The 14,725-nt window shown below is 61.0% G+C and carries 24 protein-coding genes; 10 read left to right on the forward strand and 14 right to left on the reverse strand.

The features are described 5' to 3' along the window. The 8 genes from OOT08_RS05060 to OOT08_RS05095 all read left to right on the forward strand — a co-directional run. The coding region (locus OOT08_RS05060; protein WP_325091472.1) for a hypothetical protein at nt 1–1,642 on the forward strand (1,642 nt) is incomplete at its 5' end. After that, nucleotides 1,642–2,490: a hypothetical protein gene (locus OOT08_RS05065; RefSeq protein ID WP_325091473.1), complete on the forward strand. Its 849-nt coding sequence runs from the start codon at nt 1,642–1,644 to the stop codon at nt 2,488–2,490. The genes OOT08_RS05060 and OOT08_RS05065, both read left to right, overlap by 1 nt. Before the next feature lie 8 nt (nt 2,491–2,498). Next, nucleotides 2,499–3,566: a hypothetical protein gene (locus OOT08_RS05070; RefSeq protein WP_325091476.1), complete on the forward strand. Its 1,068-nt coding sequence runs from the start codon at nt 2,499–2,501 to the stop codon at nt 3,564–3,566. Between the two features lie 10 nt (nt 3,567–3,576). Then, nucleotides 3,577–5,112, forward strand: coding sequence for a hypothetical protein (locus OOT08_RS05075; protein ID WP_325091477.1), 1,536 nt, complete (start codon nt 3,577–3,579; stop codon nt 5,110–5,112). Continuing rightward, nucleotides 5,109–6,791 (forward strand): hypothetical protein, encoded by a 1,683-nt coding sequence (locus tag OOT08_RS05080; RefSeq protein WP_325091479.1) that lies wholly within the window; start codon nt 5,109–5,111, stop codon nt 6,789–6,791. The genes OOT08_RS05075 and OOT08_RS05080 overlap by 4 nt, the downstream gene beginning before the upstream one ends. A 312-nt stretch (nt 6,792–7,103) precedes the next feature. Then, entirely contained in the window at nt 7,104–7,820 is a 717-nt protein-coding gene (locus OOT08_RS05085) for a peptidoglycan recognition protein family protein (RefSeq protein ID WP_325091480.1), read from the forward strand. Nucleotides 7,821–7,825: 5 nt separating this feature from the next. Further along, nucleotides 7,826–8,158, forward strand: coding sequence for a hypothetical protein (locus tag OOT08_RS05090; RefSeq protein ID WP_325091482.1), 333 nt, complete (start codon nt 7,826–7,828; stop codon nt 8,156–8,158). A gap of 53 nt (nt 8,159–8,211) precedes the next feature. Further along, complete coding sequence (locus tag OOT08_RS05095; protein ID WP_325091484.1) at nt 8,212–8,436, forward strand: hypothetical protein; 225 nt, start codon at nt 8,212–8,214, stop codon at nt 8,434–8,436. A gap of 13 nt (nt 8,437–8,449) precedes the next feature. Here OOT08_RS05095 and OOT08_RS05100 read toward each other — a convergent pair whose 3' ends face one another. After that, entirely contained in the window at nt 8,450–8,809 is a 360-nt protein-coding gene (locus OOT08_RS05100) for a hypothetical protein (protein ID WP_325091486.1), read from the reverse strand. Nucleotides 8,810–9,231: 422 nt separating this feature from the next. On the opposite strand from OOT08_RS05100, the gene OOT08_RS05105 reads away from it, so the two are divergent. After that, complete coding sequence (locus OOT08_RS05105; RefSeq protein ID WP_325091487.1) at nt 9,232–9,405, forward strand: hypothetical protein; 174 nt, start codon at nt 9,232–9,234, stop codon at nt 9,403–9,405. A 232-nt stretch (nt 9,406–9,637) separates the two neighbouring features. On the opposite strand, the gene OOT08_RS05110 is transcribed toward OOT08_RS05105, so the two are convergent. The 10 genes from OOT08_RS05110 to OOT08_RS05155 form a co-directional block, all read right to left on the reverse strand. Further along, entirely contained in the window at nt 9,638–10,027 is a 390-nt protein-coding gene (locus tag OOT08_RS05110) for a LexA family protein (protein ID WP_325091488.1), read from the reverse strand. Nucleotides 10,028–10,115: 88 nt separating this feature from the next. After that, the gene (locus OOT08_RS05115; protein WP_325091490.1) at nt 10,116–10,253 is read right to left on the reverse strand and encodes a hypothetical protein; all 138 of its coding nucleotides are present in this window, start codon (nt 10,251–10,253) and stop codon (nt 10,116–10,118) included. Continuing rightward, entirely contained in the window at nt 10,250–10,459 is a 210-nt protein-coding gene (locus tag OOT08_RS05120; protein WP_325091491.1) for a hypothetical protein, read from the reverse strand. Before OOT08_RS05120 ends, OOT08_RS05115 begins: the two co-directional genes overlap by 4 nt. Further along, nucleotides 10,456–10,770: a DUF3310 domain-containing protein gene (locus OOT08_RS05125; protein WP_325091492.1), complete on the reverse strand. Its 315-nt coding sequence runs from the start codon at nt 10,768–10,770 to the stop codon at nt 10,456–10,458. Before OOT08_RS05125 ends, OOT08_RS05120 begins: the two co-directional genes overlap by 4 nt. Then, nucleotides 10,767–11,012 carry a hypothetical protein gene (locus tag OOT08_RS05130; RefSeq protein WP_325091493.1) on the reverse strand — a complete coding sequence of 82 codons (246 nt, stop codon included), beginning with the start codon at nt 11,010–11,012 and terminating at the stop codon, nt 10,767–10,769. Before OOT08_RS05130 ends, OOT08_RS05125 begins: the two co-directional genes overlap by 4 nt. Before the next feature lie 74 nt (nt 11,013–11,086). Further along, nucleotides 11,087–11,500 (reverse strand): dUTP diphosphatase, encoded by a 414-nt coding sequence (dut, locus tag OOT08_RS05135; protein WP_325091494.1) that lies wholly within the window; start codon nt 11,498–11,500, stop codon nt 11,087–11,089. Beyond that, a complete protein-coding gene (locus tag OOT08_RS05140) occupies nt 11,501–11,995 on the reverse strand; it encodes a single-stranded DNA-binding protein (protein WP_325091496.1) in 495 nt (164 codons plus the stop codon). Next, nucleotides 11,992–12,204: a hypothetical protein gene (locus tag OOT08_RS05145; protein WP_325091498.1), complete on the reverse strand. Its 213-nt coding sequence runs from the start codon at nt 12,202–12,204 to the stop codon at nt 11,992–11,994. Before OOT08_RS05145 ends, OOT08_RS05140 begins: the two co-directional genes overlap by 4 nt. Before the next feature lie 70 nt (nt 12,205–12,274). Next, entirely contained in the window at nt 12,275–12,541 is a 267-nt protein-coding gene (locus tag OOT08_RS05150; RefSeq protein WP_325091499.1) for a hypothetical protein, read from the reverse strand. A gap of 28 nt (nt 12,542–12,569) precedes the next feature. Then, the gene (locus OOT08_RS05155) at nt 12,570–12,797 is read right to left on the reverse strand and encodes a hypothetical protein (RefSeq protein ID WP_325091500.1); all 228 of its coding nucleotides are present in this window, start codon (nt 12,795–12,797) and stop codon (nt 12,570–12,572) included. An 86-nt stretch (nt 12,798–12,883) separates the two neighbouring features. Here OOT08_RS05155 and OOT08_RS05160 point away from each other — a divergent pair, with 86 nt between their 5' ends. Next, entirely contained in the window at nt 12,884–13,087 is a 204-nt protein-coding gene (locus OOT08_RS05160) for a hypothetical protein (RefSeq protein ID WP_325091501.1), read from the forward strand. On the opposite strand, the gene OOT08_RS05165 is transcribed toward OOT08_RS05160, so the two are convergent. The 3 genes from OOT08_RS05165 to OOT08_RS05175 all read right to left on the reverse strand — a co-directional run bounded on the left by OOT08_RS05165 (nt 13,084) and on the right by OOT08_RS05175 (nt 14,360). After that, nucleotides 13,084–13,416 carry a hypothetical protein gene (locus tag OOT08_RS05165; RefSeq protein WP_325091502.1) on the reverse strand — a complete coding sequence of 111 codons (333 nt, stop codon included), beginning with the start codon at nt 13,414–13,416 and terminating at the stop codon, nt 13,084–13,086. The genes OOT08_RS05160 and OOT08_RS05165 overlap by 4 nt on opposite strands. A 409-nt stretch (nt 13,417–13,825) precedes the next feature. Beyond that, nucleotides 13,826–14,098, reverse strand: coding sequence for a hypothetical protein (locus OOT08_RS05170; protein ID WP_325091503.1), 273 nt, complete (start codon nt 14,096–14,098; stop codon nt 13,826–13,828). Then, nucleotides 14,091–14,360: a hypothetical protein gene (locus tag OOT08_RS05175; RefSeq protein ID WP_325091504.1), complete on the reverse strand. Its 270-nt coding sequence runs from the start codon at nt 14,358–14,360 to the stop codon at nt 14,091–14,093. Before OOT08_RS05175 ends, OOT08_RS05170 begins: the two co-directional genes overlap by 8 nt. Nucleotides 14,361–14,725: the final 365 nt, after the last annotated feature.

Genomic DNA, 14,725 nt, shown 5'->3' on the forward strand with positions numbered 1-14,725 from the left:
CGTTTCTCTACTCACAAGTCCGTTGGTAGGCACCCTGGCGATTGCTGCTTCTGCGATGTTCGCTTTCTCGCAGACCGTCGAAGCGGGCAAGACGAAGCAGAGTGAATTTGGCATCGCACTTCAGCAAACGACGAACTTGGTAGACGCGCTGCAGATCGCCACCCAGAACACGAAATCGAACTTCTGGACTGATGGTTTTAGGGAGTCGCTCGAAGATCTGCCCGGCCTAATGGATCGTGTCCGTGAAGCTAACGAGAGCATCTGGGTTGTGAAAGGGTTTGCCGACAACAAGGCGCTCGAGAACCTGCAGCAAATGGGTGTCGAGCTAGCGGCTCTGGCGCAGACAGATTTTGGGTCTGTGCTTGAGGGCTTTCAAGGCATGGCTGCTGGTATGGACGAGATCAAGGTCGAGACCTTACTCAATCAGATGCCGGAACTCCGCGCTGAGTTTGTGAAGGCAGCAATCGACATTGGCGAGGTCGGCAGCGAGGGTGACGTACTGGCGCTGGCCATGGGGAATATCGACTACGCGGCCGAGAAATCAGCGCGATCCCTCGAAGAAATCTCAGGAGTAGCGGTTGACGCGTCGAAGGCCATAGCGGATCTTTCCAACGAGATCCTGAATTTTGGGTCGGCGCAAATCTCTTCGGACCGTGCTGCTATCGCTCTTCAGGACAACATTCGAAAGCTGAACAAGATTGTCAATGACGGTGCTGGGGAACTTGGTTACTTCACTGAGAACGGCTCCAACACCGAAAAGGCGATGTTGGACATTGCTGAGGCGGCAAAGAAGTCTGCGGCAAGTGTCATGGAAGCCGGCGGAGCCCAGGCGGATGCAAACGCGATTCTTGACGATGCCCGTCAGAAGCTCATCGATCAGCGCGTGGCTCTGGGTGAAGACGCAGAGGCGGCGAAGGCCTGGGCCGATCAGCGAGTGCCTACCGCAAATGCTGTTCAGCAAGCTCTTGAGAAGGTCACTGGCGCTGCAAAGGATATCCCGAAGGACACACCCGCGAATGTCACTACTGATGCAGGTGTAGCGACTGAGAAGCTCAAGGGGACCAAAGGCGCCCAGGACTCTATCAAACCGCATGTGAACACGAGTGTTTCTGCTGACACTGGGGCGGCGATGGGTGCGCTGACCGGCGTTAGCAACCTTCTCGCGTCCATCTCGATGGGGGCGCATGTTGGAGTCACTGCTGCCGTTTCAGTACCGGTCGATTCTGGTGGCGGTCGGGCGTATGGCGGAACGGTGGGTTTGGCTTCTGGCGGCACTGTGCCTGGCCGGAGTAGGCACGTACTTGGCATCGGCGGTGGTGTTTCTGACGGGACAGTCTGGGGCCGGGGTACTGCAAAGTCTGACTCGATCAACGTCAATTTGTCCAAGGGCGAAGAGGTCATTCAGGAGCCGTGGGCGTCTTACTACCGGTCTGAACTGAAGCAGATGAACGCTGGTGCGTGGCAGCCGGGCCGCCAGCAGACGGTCGCAACTGTGGTGAATAACTATTACTCATCCTCCGGCGAGCTTGTAGTTCGGGACGTGAACAACCAGATCGTGGGCCGGATGCAGGTTGAGGCGAATCGTGCTGTGGATTCATTTGTTCAGGACAGTGCTCGTGAGGGCCGGAAGGCGAGGTACTGATGGCATGGGTCATGGATGCGGGCGACCGCCGTGTGGTGCTCGGGGGAACTCTTGAGGGTCTGGGCCTGATGGGGTTCCCTCGGGTGTCCCGGATGGTGTCTGCGGAGTCGTATCCGAATCCGCGGGGTGATGGGCGCCGGTTTGGGCGTGTCACTCGGGGTGGGCAGTCGGTGTCTCTCGAAGTGGAGGCGCGGGCGTCTGCCGATCTGTCGTTTGATGAGGTGGCGCGTTCCCTGATCGCGGGGTGGCGTGCCGGACCCCCGGGACAACTCGGGACGCTGACCGCGGAGTCTGGACGGTCAGCGTACGGGATACCCCTCGAGATTGAGGAAGACCAGCAGAACCGCCTTTTCGGTATCGGGAGGGCGGTGCTTTCTTTCGAGGCCGTCGATGATCTTTGGTATGGGCCGGAGGAGGAGACGGTGATCCGGTTCGCTCCGCCGGTGTCTGGGGGGCTCCGGTTCCCCGCCCGTGCCCCGTTCCGGTTCAAGTCCGCCCCGTCCGTCAGGAACGGGGCGGTTCTTGTTTCAGGGGATCTCCCGGTGCACCCTGTGTTTGAGGTTCGGGGGCCGGTGACGAATCCGGAGATCGACGTGGTTGGGGTTGGGAAGCTGATCTTCAAGACGTTTCTCGCTTATGACCAGACCTTGGTTGTGGATACGCGGGCGTGGGCGCGGTGGGTGAAGCGGGATGGTGCCGCGTTCCCTGGTGCTTTGTCGTCTGCTGGTGCACGCCTGTCGGACATGGTTCTTTCCCCGGGTTCGCACCGGGTTCTTTTGCGCGGGTTTGACCCGACGAATACCGCTGAGCTGCGGGTGCGTGTTGCGCCGGCGTTCACAAGCTTTTAAGGAGCGTCATGGCTTTCTATGTGCCGTATGTGATTGATGATGCTGAGCACTCTGCACGCTTGTTTCGGCGGCAGTTTCAGCAGTCTGTGGGTGAGGGGTCGGGTGTGTCTCGGCCGGAGGATTTGCGGGTGCAGGCGTTGAACACCCCTGGGCCTGGGTTCCGTGTGGGGCCGGGCGGGGCGGTGATTCAGTCCCGCGACACGACGGTTTCTGCACGTGAGTCGTACGGTCCGATCAATGATGCCGAGGTGGAGGTGCTCGGTCTTGATGGGGCTCCGTCCTCTGGGAGTCGCCGGGACATGGTGATTCTCGAAATTGTGGATCCGGAGATGGATTCCCTGACCTACGACCCGGTTGAGGCAGCTGCCCTGAACTACACCCGTATCCGGGTGGTTCAGGGCGTCCCGGCGTCGGCAAAAACCGTTGCAGATGTACCGTCGCTTGCGAACGTGACCGCGTACGCGTTGGCCGCAATCCAGTACCCGGCAAACGTATCCACGATCCAGCCCAACATGATCACGGATCTGCGGGAAGTGGCGGACCCTTTTCGTGCCGAAACAGCATTCGCTCGGCCTCGAGTGGCAGCTGACGACAGCCCTGAAAACTACCTGTCCGGACGCGACGCGAACGGCGGCGAATATTTCCCCGGCGGAGGCGGCTACGCGAACCAGGTAGAAATCGATATCCCGCTTCGTGCTACCCGAATGATTGTCGAAGCCGACTGGATGTCGGTGATTTACTACGGCGGCAAGGATGCGTTCGGGAATTACTGGGTGGAGTTCGGCACCGAATACCGCCCAAACACGTGGCCGAGCAAGCAACAGTACGAGTTCGCAACGCAGAAGTTCGCTTTTGACACTGTTGGGAAAGTCGCGGGTACGTATCGTTCAAACTGGCGACTGATGGATAACGTGCCGGTCCCGGCAAAACTCCGGGGCAAACGGGTGACGTTTGTGTTTAAAGCCGGCCTGGCTGCGAACGCTCAGACGCAGGCCGTCGCCATGAATTCTATGTCTGGGCTGGGCCTGAAACTCACGTTTGTTGAGACTGCGTTGACGTGGCAGGACGCGGTGTAAGGGGGTCTTGATGCTTCGGTACATCGTCGAGCGGGTGTCTGATGGGGAGTTCCTTGAGTTGGAGCTCCCCGTCACTGTTTCTGGGTCGGGTGAGAAGCTGTGCGGTCCTGGCTCGTTTTCGGGGTCGCTGGCTCCGGTGGTTGATGCGCTGCGGCAGGGGGCTGGTCTACTGATTGATCAGTATGCGACGTGGGTGCATGAGGAAACTGACGGCATTATCCGGGGGACGTGGCTTGCGACTCGTTCTGCGTTGGATGGGTTCGAGTGGGCGGTGGAGGCGGCCGGGTTTTCCACGTTCTTGCAGGGGCGCCCGTATGAGGGCGAGTACCGGGGTGTTCGTGTGGACCCAGTTGCGGTGGCGCGGCATGTGTGGGCGCATGCGCAGGCTCCGGCTGGTGCCGGCCTTGGGGTGACGGTGGTTGGGTCTTCCTCGGTGCGTGTGGGGACTGACTCGGATGAGAAGCTGGCGGCGGCGCAGGCTGTTGTGGCGACTCGGAAGAAGGGCAAGGCCGCGGCGACTGCCTCGAAGCAGGCGAAGGCCACCCAGATTCAGTCTGTGACGAAACAGCATGACGCGATCATCAAGGCCCGTCAGGCGACGGTGAAGGCCGCGCAGGGTGTGGTGAAGACCCGCCAGGCGACTGCGAAGACACGTCTTGACGAGTTGCAGGTGTTGCAGAAGCAGAAGCCCCCAGCGTCAGCGGCGGCGATCACTTCGGCGAAGAACCGTCGTGCGGCCGCGGTTCAGGCTGTTGCTGACGCGCAGGTACCGGTGAAGAACGCGCAAGCTTCGGTGAAGGCCGCGCAGACGGCAAAGACGAACGCCCTGGCCCCGTTGAAGGGGCAACTGGTGTCGTTGCAGGCCGCTGAGAAGGCCGCGGGTGATGCGCAGAAGAAGGCCGAGGACGTGGCCCGGGCTGCGCAGGACAAAGCCCGTGATGACGGTGGGGCCTGGAAGCTGCTCTGGTGGGACACCCCGGATTGCTTCACCGCGTTCGAGGAAGCTGTGGAAGCGGCCGGGATGGAGTGGCAGGAGTGGTCCGGGTGGAACGCTGACCGCACGAAGATCCTGAAGCAGGTGCGGGTAGTTCCCCGCGTGGGGCGGAAGCAGGACGGGCTTCGTTTCATCGAGGGCGACAACGTTATCGACAAGGTTGTGGTCGAGGATGACTCCTCTGATTACGCGAACACGGTGGTGGGGATCGGCGCCGGAGAAGGGCGTGCAGCGCTTCGGGTGACGTTGTCTGTTCCTGATGGGCGGCGCCGGAAGGTGCATGTCCTTGACGCGAAGCAGGTCACGAAGAAACCGGTGCTGGAAAAGCTGGTGCGTGACGAGCTCGCCCGCCGTTCCCGGAAGCTCGTCGTGGACGCGATCCGTGTGGACACTGACCACCCGAACGCGGGGCGGGGAACGTTCGGTATTGGGGACACGGTTCTCGTTGAGTCAGAGGTGGGGTGGCTTGGCCGGCAACGGTTGTGGCATCGCATCGTGGAAATTGAGTGGGTTGGCCTGAATGTGGCTGACCTGGTTTTGGAGGCGGCATGATTCCTTTGGCGCGGAAGCGGGCGATTGCCCGGCAGGCTGATGCTCAGGCGAAAGCTGTCCGTCAGTCTCAGCAGCTGGGGCGGACCGGTCAGGTGTCTCGCACGACGGTGCTTGTCGCTGACGATGACGTACCCCTCGAGGAGGGGCTGAGTCTTGGCGTTGATGCGGCGGTCACTGTCGAAAACCATGAGGACGTTTTGGCCGGTGTGGGCGATATCACTGATGAGGTGGTCACGGTCCTGCCGGACATGACGGAGGACTTGTGGGGTGTGGACGATACCGCGCAAGAGGCCGGGGAACGGTGGGACGGGGAGACGGAGCGTGTCGATGATGTGATCGCAGAGCAGGGCGATCTCAGTATCGCTGTTGACGCGGCACAGGCTGAGGCGGCAGAGGCGATCGAGGCGGCCGCGAATGCGCAGACGACCGCTGACGGGAAGAACGCGAACTACCGGGGGGCGAGCGAGCCGCAGGGTTCGGAGAAGCGGCCCCTGGTCGTTGGGGATCAGTGGTGGGTGGAAGACGCCACCGGGCGGCCGGTCGGACTCAAGATCTTCACCGCGTTCGGGTGGATCGCAAAAACGTTCGAGGCAGACCAGATTCTGGTACCTGGCTCGCTTGGCGCGGTCGTCATCAAGAACGGTGCGATCACCGGCGTGAAGATCGCAGCAGACGCGATCGACGGGAAGATTATCACCGGGGCGACCGTTCGTACCGCAGCCACTGGGCAGCGCACCCAGATTGATGCTGAGGGGCTGCGCACGTTCGGGGCAGACAACAAGCAGAAGGCCAAAATCTCAGCCGATGACGAGGTTGCGTCATTGGTCGGTGGACTCCGGGTCGATGGGCGAATCGTCACCTACGAATCGACTGTCCCGCTTTTGGAAACCCGGCAAACTGTGCTCGATAAAGCGGGGCTGTGGGCGGTCACAATGAAAACCCCGACCGGTCCCGAGGTGCAACGCAGCCAAATCAACTCGACGAGCATTTTTACTGTTCGTTTCGATCAGGCAACAGGCAAGAAACTTGTTGGAACGCAGATGACGCCTGACTCGCTTTATGCCTACCGAAGCGCCCCTGGTACTGAGATGAACTCTGAGGCGTCGTATGTGACAGCGAGTGGGATCCTCAATGACTCTTATGTGGGAGGCACCACCCGGAAACAGAAGTCATCTCAGATCACGCCTGGTAGCTACATGTCTATCGAGTATGCGACGCAGTCCGAAACTCGGGTAAGAGATTCTGAACTCAGCCCGGGAAAACTGGCGATTGTTCACCGCAATACAGCTGGTGCGATCAGCAAGTACACCCAAATCAACGGTGACCAGATCACTACCGGGAAGGTGACGCTCACCACGGACACCGATTGGGTTCGCCTCGACGGGTGGACAGGTGGTTTTGGTCATGCATCGGCGCCTCTCTACTACCGGAGGAAGGGCGGTTACGTCGAGTTCAAGGGTTCGCTGACAAACGCTTCATGGTCGGGACCGTTGACCAGTTTCGGAGCAACCATGCCAGACGGGTTCCGCCCGACACAGGCCAACCACCAAGGCCTCCCTGCGAACGCCGCTCTATCGAGAATGGTGAACTTCGACCCTGACGGGCGGATCCGACTTTACGGGTCCGGCGCGTCGAGCGCATGGTGGATTTTTGACCAAGCCAGATACCCGATCGACTAGGAGAAAAATGTCATATCTCATGCAAGTTGCGATCGCGTCAGACAACATGCTTTTGCACCGAGTCACCGCGTGTGCAGCCGCTGTCGGGGTCCACAACCCATCCACTTGGGTCAATGACCGGGCGTGGCAGTTGTCTTCGACCGACGGGTGGGTTCGCGCCTACAAAAAAGCTGTGGCTGATTCTGGTGTCCCGCCTGGCGAAGACGAATCCGCGATCACAGACCAGATGATCCTGGCCGCGGTGCAGAAGCTCCGTGCCGAAGAAACCACGGCCCCCTCCGAGTGAGGGGGCCACCTAGTTAAGGGGGCCTCATGGTCTTTTCATCTCTCAGCGGGAAGCAGTCCGGGCACGGCGGTAAGCACACCGCGCGCCCGGCAAAGGTCGACCGGTTTATCGTGCACCACGCTGCGCAGACGAACGGTCAGGTTGTGCTCGACATGATGTCGAACCCGTCCGTTGACCTGTCGGCGAACTACGTCATTTTGAATGACGGCACGATCGTGGGTGTGGTGCCGGAGAACCGGCGCGCGTTCACGTCCGCCTCGTACGAGTGGGACGGGCGTGCGATCACCGTAGAAGTAATCAACGACAAGGGCGCCCCCGGTTGGACGATCAGCGCGGCCGCTGAGAACGCGCTCGCGTCGCTGATCCGCGACGTAGGCCAACGGTACGGGTTCACCCCGACCCGGGCAGGCGACAAGTCCACCGTCCTCGGGCACAAGGAAATCCACGCCTTCTACGGTGCCGGCTACCCCACCGTCTGCCCGGCAGGAATCAATCTCACCCGGGTCGTGGCATCAGCTGCGGCCCCACTTATCAAGGAGGAAGACATGGCAACGATCGTCGTTCGAGACACCACCGGCAAGCGGGGGTTCCGCATCTACAACCCGGCCACGGGGAAGCTCGGCCGGACCATCACCAAGGAAGACAACGCTGTACTGCGAGCCGCTGAGGGTGCGTCGAAGGGCGCTGCGGTCGCGTACGCGTTGGTTCCTGATGCGACGTTCGACAAGCTCGCGAAGCAGTAACCCGGGTGCCGGAAGATCAGCCTTCTGCCCGGGTGACGCTTGATGCGATCTTCTCCGAGGTGCAGGGGCTACGCAAAGACGTGACCATGCTGCAGTCAGACCTGCCGCACCACGTCACCATCACCAAAGACAAGCAAGAAGAGTACGAGACACGGCTCGCGAATCACGGCACCAGGCTAGGCGACCTCGAGCTGCGAATGACGCAGGTGGAGACCAGTCAGAAACCGCGCACTCCCTGGTATCTCGTGGTGGGCGCGGTCGGCGGAATCCTCACCTCGGTCGCGACCTTGTTCACGCTTCTCATCATGGCGTCGAAAGTCGGCGCAGCTCTCAGCTAAGGAGGCCCACAGCGGCTCAAGATTCCAAGTCCACACAGGTCACCGACTCGGTGGTGCGCACGACGCTGCTCCCCCTGGTCGTGACCCTCATCGTTGACGTGGTACTCCGCACTACCGGTGTCGATCTGGGCGGGTATCAGACGCTCGTCGCAGCTGGTGCAGGGTATGCCGGTTACGCGGTCGTCCGGTTCCTCGAGGTGTACGCGTCCCCGAAGTGGGGGTACATCCTCGGTGTCGGTGTCGCGTCGGAACCGAAGTACGGCAAGTACGCCGAGTAGTGGATGCCCCCGTTCAGTCTTCGGACTGGGCGGGGGCGTTTTCTCGTTGGTTCGGGGGTTTCTTTTTTCCCTTATGCAGTACGAGTAGTTCAAAGGCCAAGATAAGTGCTGCCAATACTGCGATGCTGGAGGGCAGAAAGTAGAGGAGAACATCGATGCTTTTGTTTTCCTCGGGGAGGAAGAGTTCCACCCATACGACCGCGAACGCGACCGCTGTTGCGATGCCGCCAACCATGCTGATTGTGTGGAACAGGTTTCTCTCGCCATGCGGTTTCCTGTTGAACCGGTGCTTGGCGTCAATACTGAAGAAGATCATGAGGGTCACGAGTAGACTCGCCAGCTCGACAAGCTGGTCGGGTTCCATGTCTCGCACGTCAACCCCCTTCGACTACTGAAGGTAGATCGGGATAGCGCCCCGGTGGCCCCCCGACCGTTTTCCGAAGCGCTATCCCGTTACACCCGCTGTTGAAAAGCGGCCCTCAGTTCCCACTAATCTCATTCTGAGAGTGAGACCACCGTCTCATTGAAGTTGAGAGCAGTCAAGCCCTGTTAAAGATTCGGTGCCCCGCTGTGATCGGGGGAAAACGCGGGGCACCGGGACTATGAGCCCCCGAGGCCCTGTCTCCAGGGGGAGTGTGCGTCAGGGCCCTTGCCAATAAGTATGTGTGTTTCTGTCACAGAAATCTACCCTTCTCAAAGCACCAAACCGGCGGTGAAAGTTTTGCCTGCTGGTTTGGTACCAGTTCCCATGAACAGGGGCTACTCTCCTAAAACCACTCGAATTAGGAGGTCGACATGAAGAAGGAACATCACTCGTCGCACGATGAAGAGACTCTCGATGAGCCTGTCATGGATGGCGCCGATGAGGTTTTCGCTGACGATTCAGATCCTCGCAAGGGCGAATCTGACCCAGCGCTGATCCGGCACCCTTCAAAGGACGACGCGACGACGGCGCCCTACAACTTCTAGCGCGGCATTCACTCATACGACACATCAAGGTCTGAGCTGATTTCATTCTTTCAGATCCAGAGGGTGATTCCGCAAATACGATCCGCCTCAGTTCAGTCTTCAGGCTGAGCCGAGGCGGTTTCTCTTTATTCCATCCACTCCCGGATTGCCGCATTCAATGCAGCTTCGGACGCACTTCGTCGAGAATGTCGATGTGATCGGTGGTGTCTTCCTGCCAGTTCATGCGGCCAGGCTAAACCCGTGGCGGGGTTTGTGTCATTGCGTGTTTTTGCCTGAGGTGCCTGAGCGATGTTGTGACGACGCCGAGGACTCGGAAGCTGGTGTGTTCGTCCAGGTGAATGTTGGGGAAGATTCCGCTTTCTGCTCGGAGCACGGTTTCTTCTCCCCCGAGGTCGAGCGTTTTCAGGGTCAGTTCTCCGTTGAGCACGGCGACGACGACATCGCCGTGGTGTGGGTCGAGTGAGCGGTCGAGGAGCACATGGTCGCCGTCGAAGATCCCAACGTTTTCCATTGATCGTCCGGCGACGCGGAGGATGAATGTTGCGGTGCGGTCGTGGATGAGGAGCTCGTTGAGGTCGCGCTGCTCGAGCACGCCTTCTGCCCACTCGGATTCTTCGAACATGCGTTCGATTGTACGCCTTGGTTCTGACAACGCAGAAAGCCCCCGCGGCCGCCAGTCTTGTGCTGGGGCCGCGGGGGCTTTTCGGTGTTTACTCGGTGGTGCGGACGGACAAGACTTGCCCGCCTTCGGGGGGCACGATCGACGCGTACGCGGTCGCATAGTCAGCGCCCTCGAACGTGGCGTACGTGACGGTCTCCCCGACCCGGATAGCGGCCTCAAGCTTCATGAGTCCACCATATCCAGAATCGGGGTGACCACGGCGCGCCCCTCAGTGCGCTGCTGGTCCTTGTCTAGCTGGTCCGCGGTGATCCCGTGCCGGTCGCAGAATTCTTCCACTGCGGTCCAGCCCTGCTCCGCAAGTACCCAGATGGGGACCGACAGTACGCGCCCTGACCCGTCCAGCTTGTGGGTGATCTTTATTCGCGACTTCACGCGGGGATCTTCGCGAGGAGCCGTGCCCGTTCCGCTTCGTGATCGGCGTGCGCTTCCCGCAGCCGCTGGCGGGCTTCCTCAAGCCGCGCTTTCGTCTCTGCGAGCTCGGTCACTCCTCCGGTGCGGGTGATCTCACGATCCACGTACCATGCCGCTTTGCGAAGGTCCACGAGCTCGTCAGCTCCGGGCTTCGCGCCAGCGCGCGCCAGGTACTTCACAGCATTGCCGCGGTTGAAATTCAGGTGCTCGGTGAGGTCGATCACTTCCACGGGGAAGCGGCGGTAGTGGTCGGGGTTGATGGGGTCGGTCATGGTGTCCTTTCGTATGGTGCAGCGTCTGCCACTGCATCGTCTCGGTTCGTGCGGCGGGGGCCGTAGCTCGTGAGCCCGCCAGGGTTGCCCATGGAGAAGGTCATGTAACGGGCTTTCCAAGCGACCACGGGGGCGTTCTGCTGTCCGAAGTCGTGGAGGGGGACGACTTCGGCGCGGTGGTCGAGGGTGCAGGTGCGCCCGTCCCGAGAGTTTTCGTAGATGTCGAGGTCGAGGAAGCTCACGGTGTCTCCTTTCGTGTGGGGCCGGCCTTTCGACCGGCCCCGGGCATGAAAAAACCCGCTCCGTGTGGGGCGGGTTAGGTGCCGGTGGATCCGAAACCGTTGGGGCCTCGGTCGGCTGGCGGGAGCTCGTCTTGGCGCACGAGCCTCACTGGTTGGAGGCCGAGGATCACGAGCTGCGCGATCTTGTCCCCCTCGGCGACGGTGTACGCTTCGTGCCCGTGATTCACGAGCAGCACGCCGATATCGCCGCGGTAGCCGGCGTCGATGATGCCGGGGGCGTTGAGGACGACGACGCCGTGGTGCATGGCGAGCCCTGACCTGGAGCACACGAGCGCGACAGTGTCCGCGGGGAGGGCCAGACTCACCCCGGTACTGAAGAGGTGGCGGCTCCCTGCGGGGATGCGTGCACCGTGCTTGGTGCGGAGGTCGTAGCCGGCGTCGGTTTTGTGGGCGCGGAGCGGTCGCGCCCCGGTGAACGGGATGTCCATCTAAAACGGTGCCTCGCTGTCGTCAAAGCTCGTCCCGGGCGCTGCCCAGCCGTCACCCGTACTCGCGCCCGTATTTGGTGTGCTGTGCCCGGAGAACGCCGCCTGCGAGCCCCCAGCACCATTCCGGCCGGACTGGGTGCGCGTCACCTGCGCGGTCGCGTACCGGAGTGATGGGCCGATCTCGTCCACCTCAAGCTCGATGCTGCTGCGCTTCTCACCCTCCTTCGTTTCGTAGGAGCGCTGCTTCAGCCGCCCTGTCGCAACCACACGGGTGCCCTTCGTCAGCGACGACGCGACATGCTCAGCGAACTCACGCCACACTCTGCACCGCATGAACAGTGCGTCGCCGTCCTTCCACTCGTTCGCCTGCTTGTCGAACGTGCGCGGGGTAGACGCGACAGTGAACGTTGCGAGAGGCACCCCCGTGTTCGTGAACCGCAGCTCAGGATCCGCGGTCAAATTTCCAACGATGGTCAGAATCGTTTCGCCGCTCATTCGGTGATCTCCTTGATGCTCATGCTGATCTCGAACGTCTTCACGATGACGCCGACCTCGTTGTAGATTCCGACGTGCAAGCTGTCGCCGGCCTCGTTGTAGCTGTAGTCGAACCAGCCGCCCTCGTTGGTTGCGAGAGACAGGTCTACTGCGATCTGCTCAGTGGTGATGGTCGTGGGTGCGGGGTCGTCGATGGTTGCGTAGCTCATGCTTGCTCCTCTGTTCGTTGCTTCGCTTCTTGGATTCGGTCTGGGAGGTACCCGGACCATTCGGGGTCGGTCATCCTGTTTTCCTTTCTGCGGACGCCATAGCGATTTGCATGGCACGGTCCTGGCTCATCCCGGCCGGGTTGATCTGCCCTTGCCGGTACTTCACGGGCGGCAGTCTCGCTTCGACAGCGACCCTGCGCGCCCGGACGAGTTGCTGTTCCATGTGGATCAGTTCCACACCGAAAGCGATGACGAGGGCACGCATGTCAACGGCCCGGCAGGTTTCCACCAATGCCGGGCCGTCGTCGTCACGGATCGCACGCACGATCCGGTGCACCCTGTCACGCTCAGGGTCCAGTCTCGGGTCACTCACGGCTTCCCTCCCAGTCGCAGGAGATCCCCCCTTTGTAGGCACCGATGAGTACTGCGCAGGTGACTTCTGAGTCACCGTTCGGTACGGCAACCACAGAGATGCTGCCGTTACTCCCGCCGCCTTTCACGAGGATCCCGGTGTCCGTTGTATCGGTGCTGATGTTGCCTGAGCAGCCTGCCAGCAACAGGACCGCTGCACAGGCGGTGATGATTCTCTTCATTCGAGTACTCCTTCGGGTACAGAAAAGGCCCCACGCCGTGTGGGGCCTTTGGATTAGATAGTCGGTGCCTGGGTAAGGTGAGCGGCATGGCAATAATCCGAAAAAAAGACGGCGACGAGTGGATCCTTGAGCGCGAAGAGGGGAGCTTAGGACAGACCCCTGTAGACGACGAATCAGAGAGCCCCGAAGATGAAACATACGTCTGGCGGGCGCTGAATCTCGACCGATCTGAGTATGCATCGAAGGAGGACATTCTCAGATTCATTCAGGAGGGCCGCCAAATGCCTTAGCTCCACCCCACAGGGGAACCGATGAGTGCCACAACCACGTCTGCCGCGGCGGTTGCATTGGGGCACAGCCCTTCTTCGGTGATCTCCAACTCGTGCTCTCCGCATCCAGGCATGAAGCCCTCTAGCCCGTCGATATCGCAGCCGAGCGACTGCTGTACTGCGAGGATTGCTCGCCGCCGTGTGGGTGTTACCAGTGCAGCACCCCACACGGCGCCCGCAATGAACGCGTCGCTCTCGAACGCGCCCTGTCGGGTGTCGCTCGGCGCGAACTTCATCCAGCGCTTCTCCGCTTCCTCCTGTGCGGCGGTACGCACATCAGGGGCGGTCACCGGTGGTCCTCTTCCTCATGGGCGCTAATGATGCGTGCTGCTTCTTCGAACGCATCGCGGCTTGTGGCCCCGTATGCGTAAGCGAGAGGCTTGCCGCAGGCCCGACATTTGGCCATCACTGACTTCATTCGTTCTCTCCTTTCAAGCAGTTTTTGCACATCACGAACCCGAGCAAGCCCACGTTGACCATCCGAAACAGCCCCGGGTCCGTGCCCCGGCATCGGCATCCCGTGCAGACGTAGAAACGGCGCTCGGCGGGGTCGCGGCAAGCTCGTCACGGGTCATCACGGGGAGAGTCATCTCGGCACCACTTCCCGGCCGCAACGCTCGCACTGCACCGGGGCAGGCGCCTGGGTATGTGCGCTTCCGGAATAGTCCGAACGGTGGATTCCGACACGGCATAACCAGCTCATCGCCCACCACCCCGCAGCGGCAGGATTTTCAGTGTGCGCCCGTCGTCCTGCACAGACAGCTTCACCCCGGCGTAGTCCCAGTGCTCAGCGGACCGCTCACCGGCACGCCCCACGAGAGTCACGCGGGTCACCTCGGCGAGCTTCGCTTCGTCTACCTGAACCGGGGCGGCGAGAGCGTCGGCGGCTCGCCCGCACAGATCCGCCGTGTCGTACAGGCCCTCCTCTGCTGCGGCCCGTAGCTCCTCGATCAGCTTCTTGTGGTCAGTCATCGTTTCCTCCTTCGTTTCGTCGGTACGGATTGGAAGATATCTCCCGGCGCATGTCCGGGGAGAGTGGCTTCAAGAAATCCCTGGCGAACGTCTCCTGGCCTTCGTCCCAGGCTTTCTCTGCGGCTGCACGCTCAACCTCGGTACGGTCGAGGTTCAGCATTTCTTCTGCCCACTCTGCGTGCTCTGACGGCATCGCAAGCAGAAACGTTTTGCCGCCCTTGCTGTAGCTGATCTGTACCAAGCGCTCGGCACTGTCACTCATGGTTTTTCCTCTCTGCATTTGTCGCATGTCTCCCACGAGGGGATGTGGTGGGCGCAGTACGTTGCTTGCGCTCGTTGCTTGGGCTGTGTGGCGAGTGTTTCCGCCCACGCTTTCTCGAGATCGTTGGTCCCAGGCTTCGCCCACTTCTTCGCGTTCCCGAGCCACATCGTGAACGCGGAGTTCCAGTTCCGTTGTCGTCGATCGTTCGCTGCCGCGTGTGCACGGAACTGTGCTGTCTCGTGGATGAGGTCGAGCCCGTGTTCTGCGGCTGTGGTTGCGTGGTTCGGTGTTGGGGTCCAGTCGTCCGGAAGCGGTGTTTCTGGTGACCGTTTTGGGGTGCCTATAACTACTTCTTTAGAAGTAGT

This window comes from Leucobacter sp. M11, from assembly GCF_035726885.1.
Lineage (GTDB): Bacteria > Actinomycetota > Actinomycetes > Actinomycetales > Microbacteriaceae > JAPFRB01.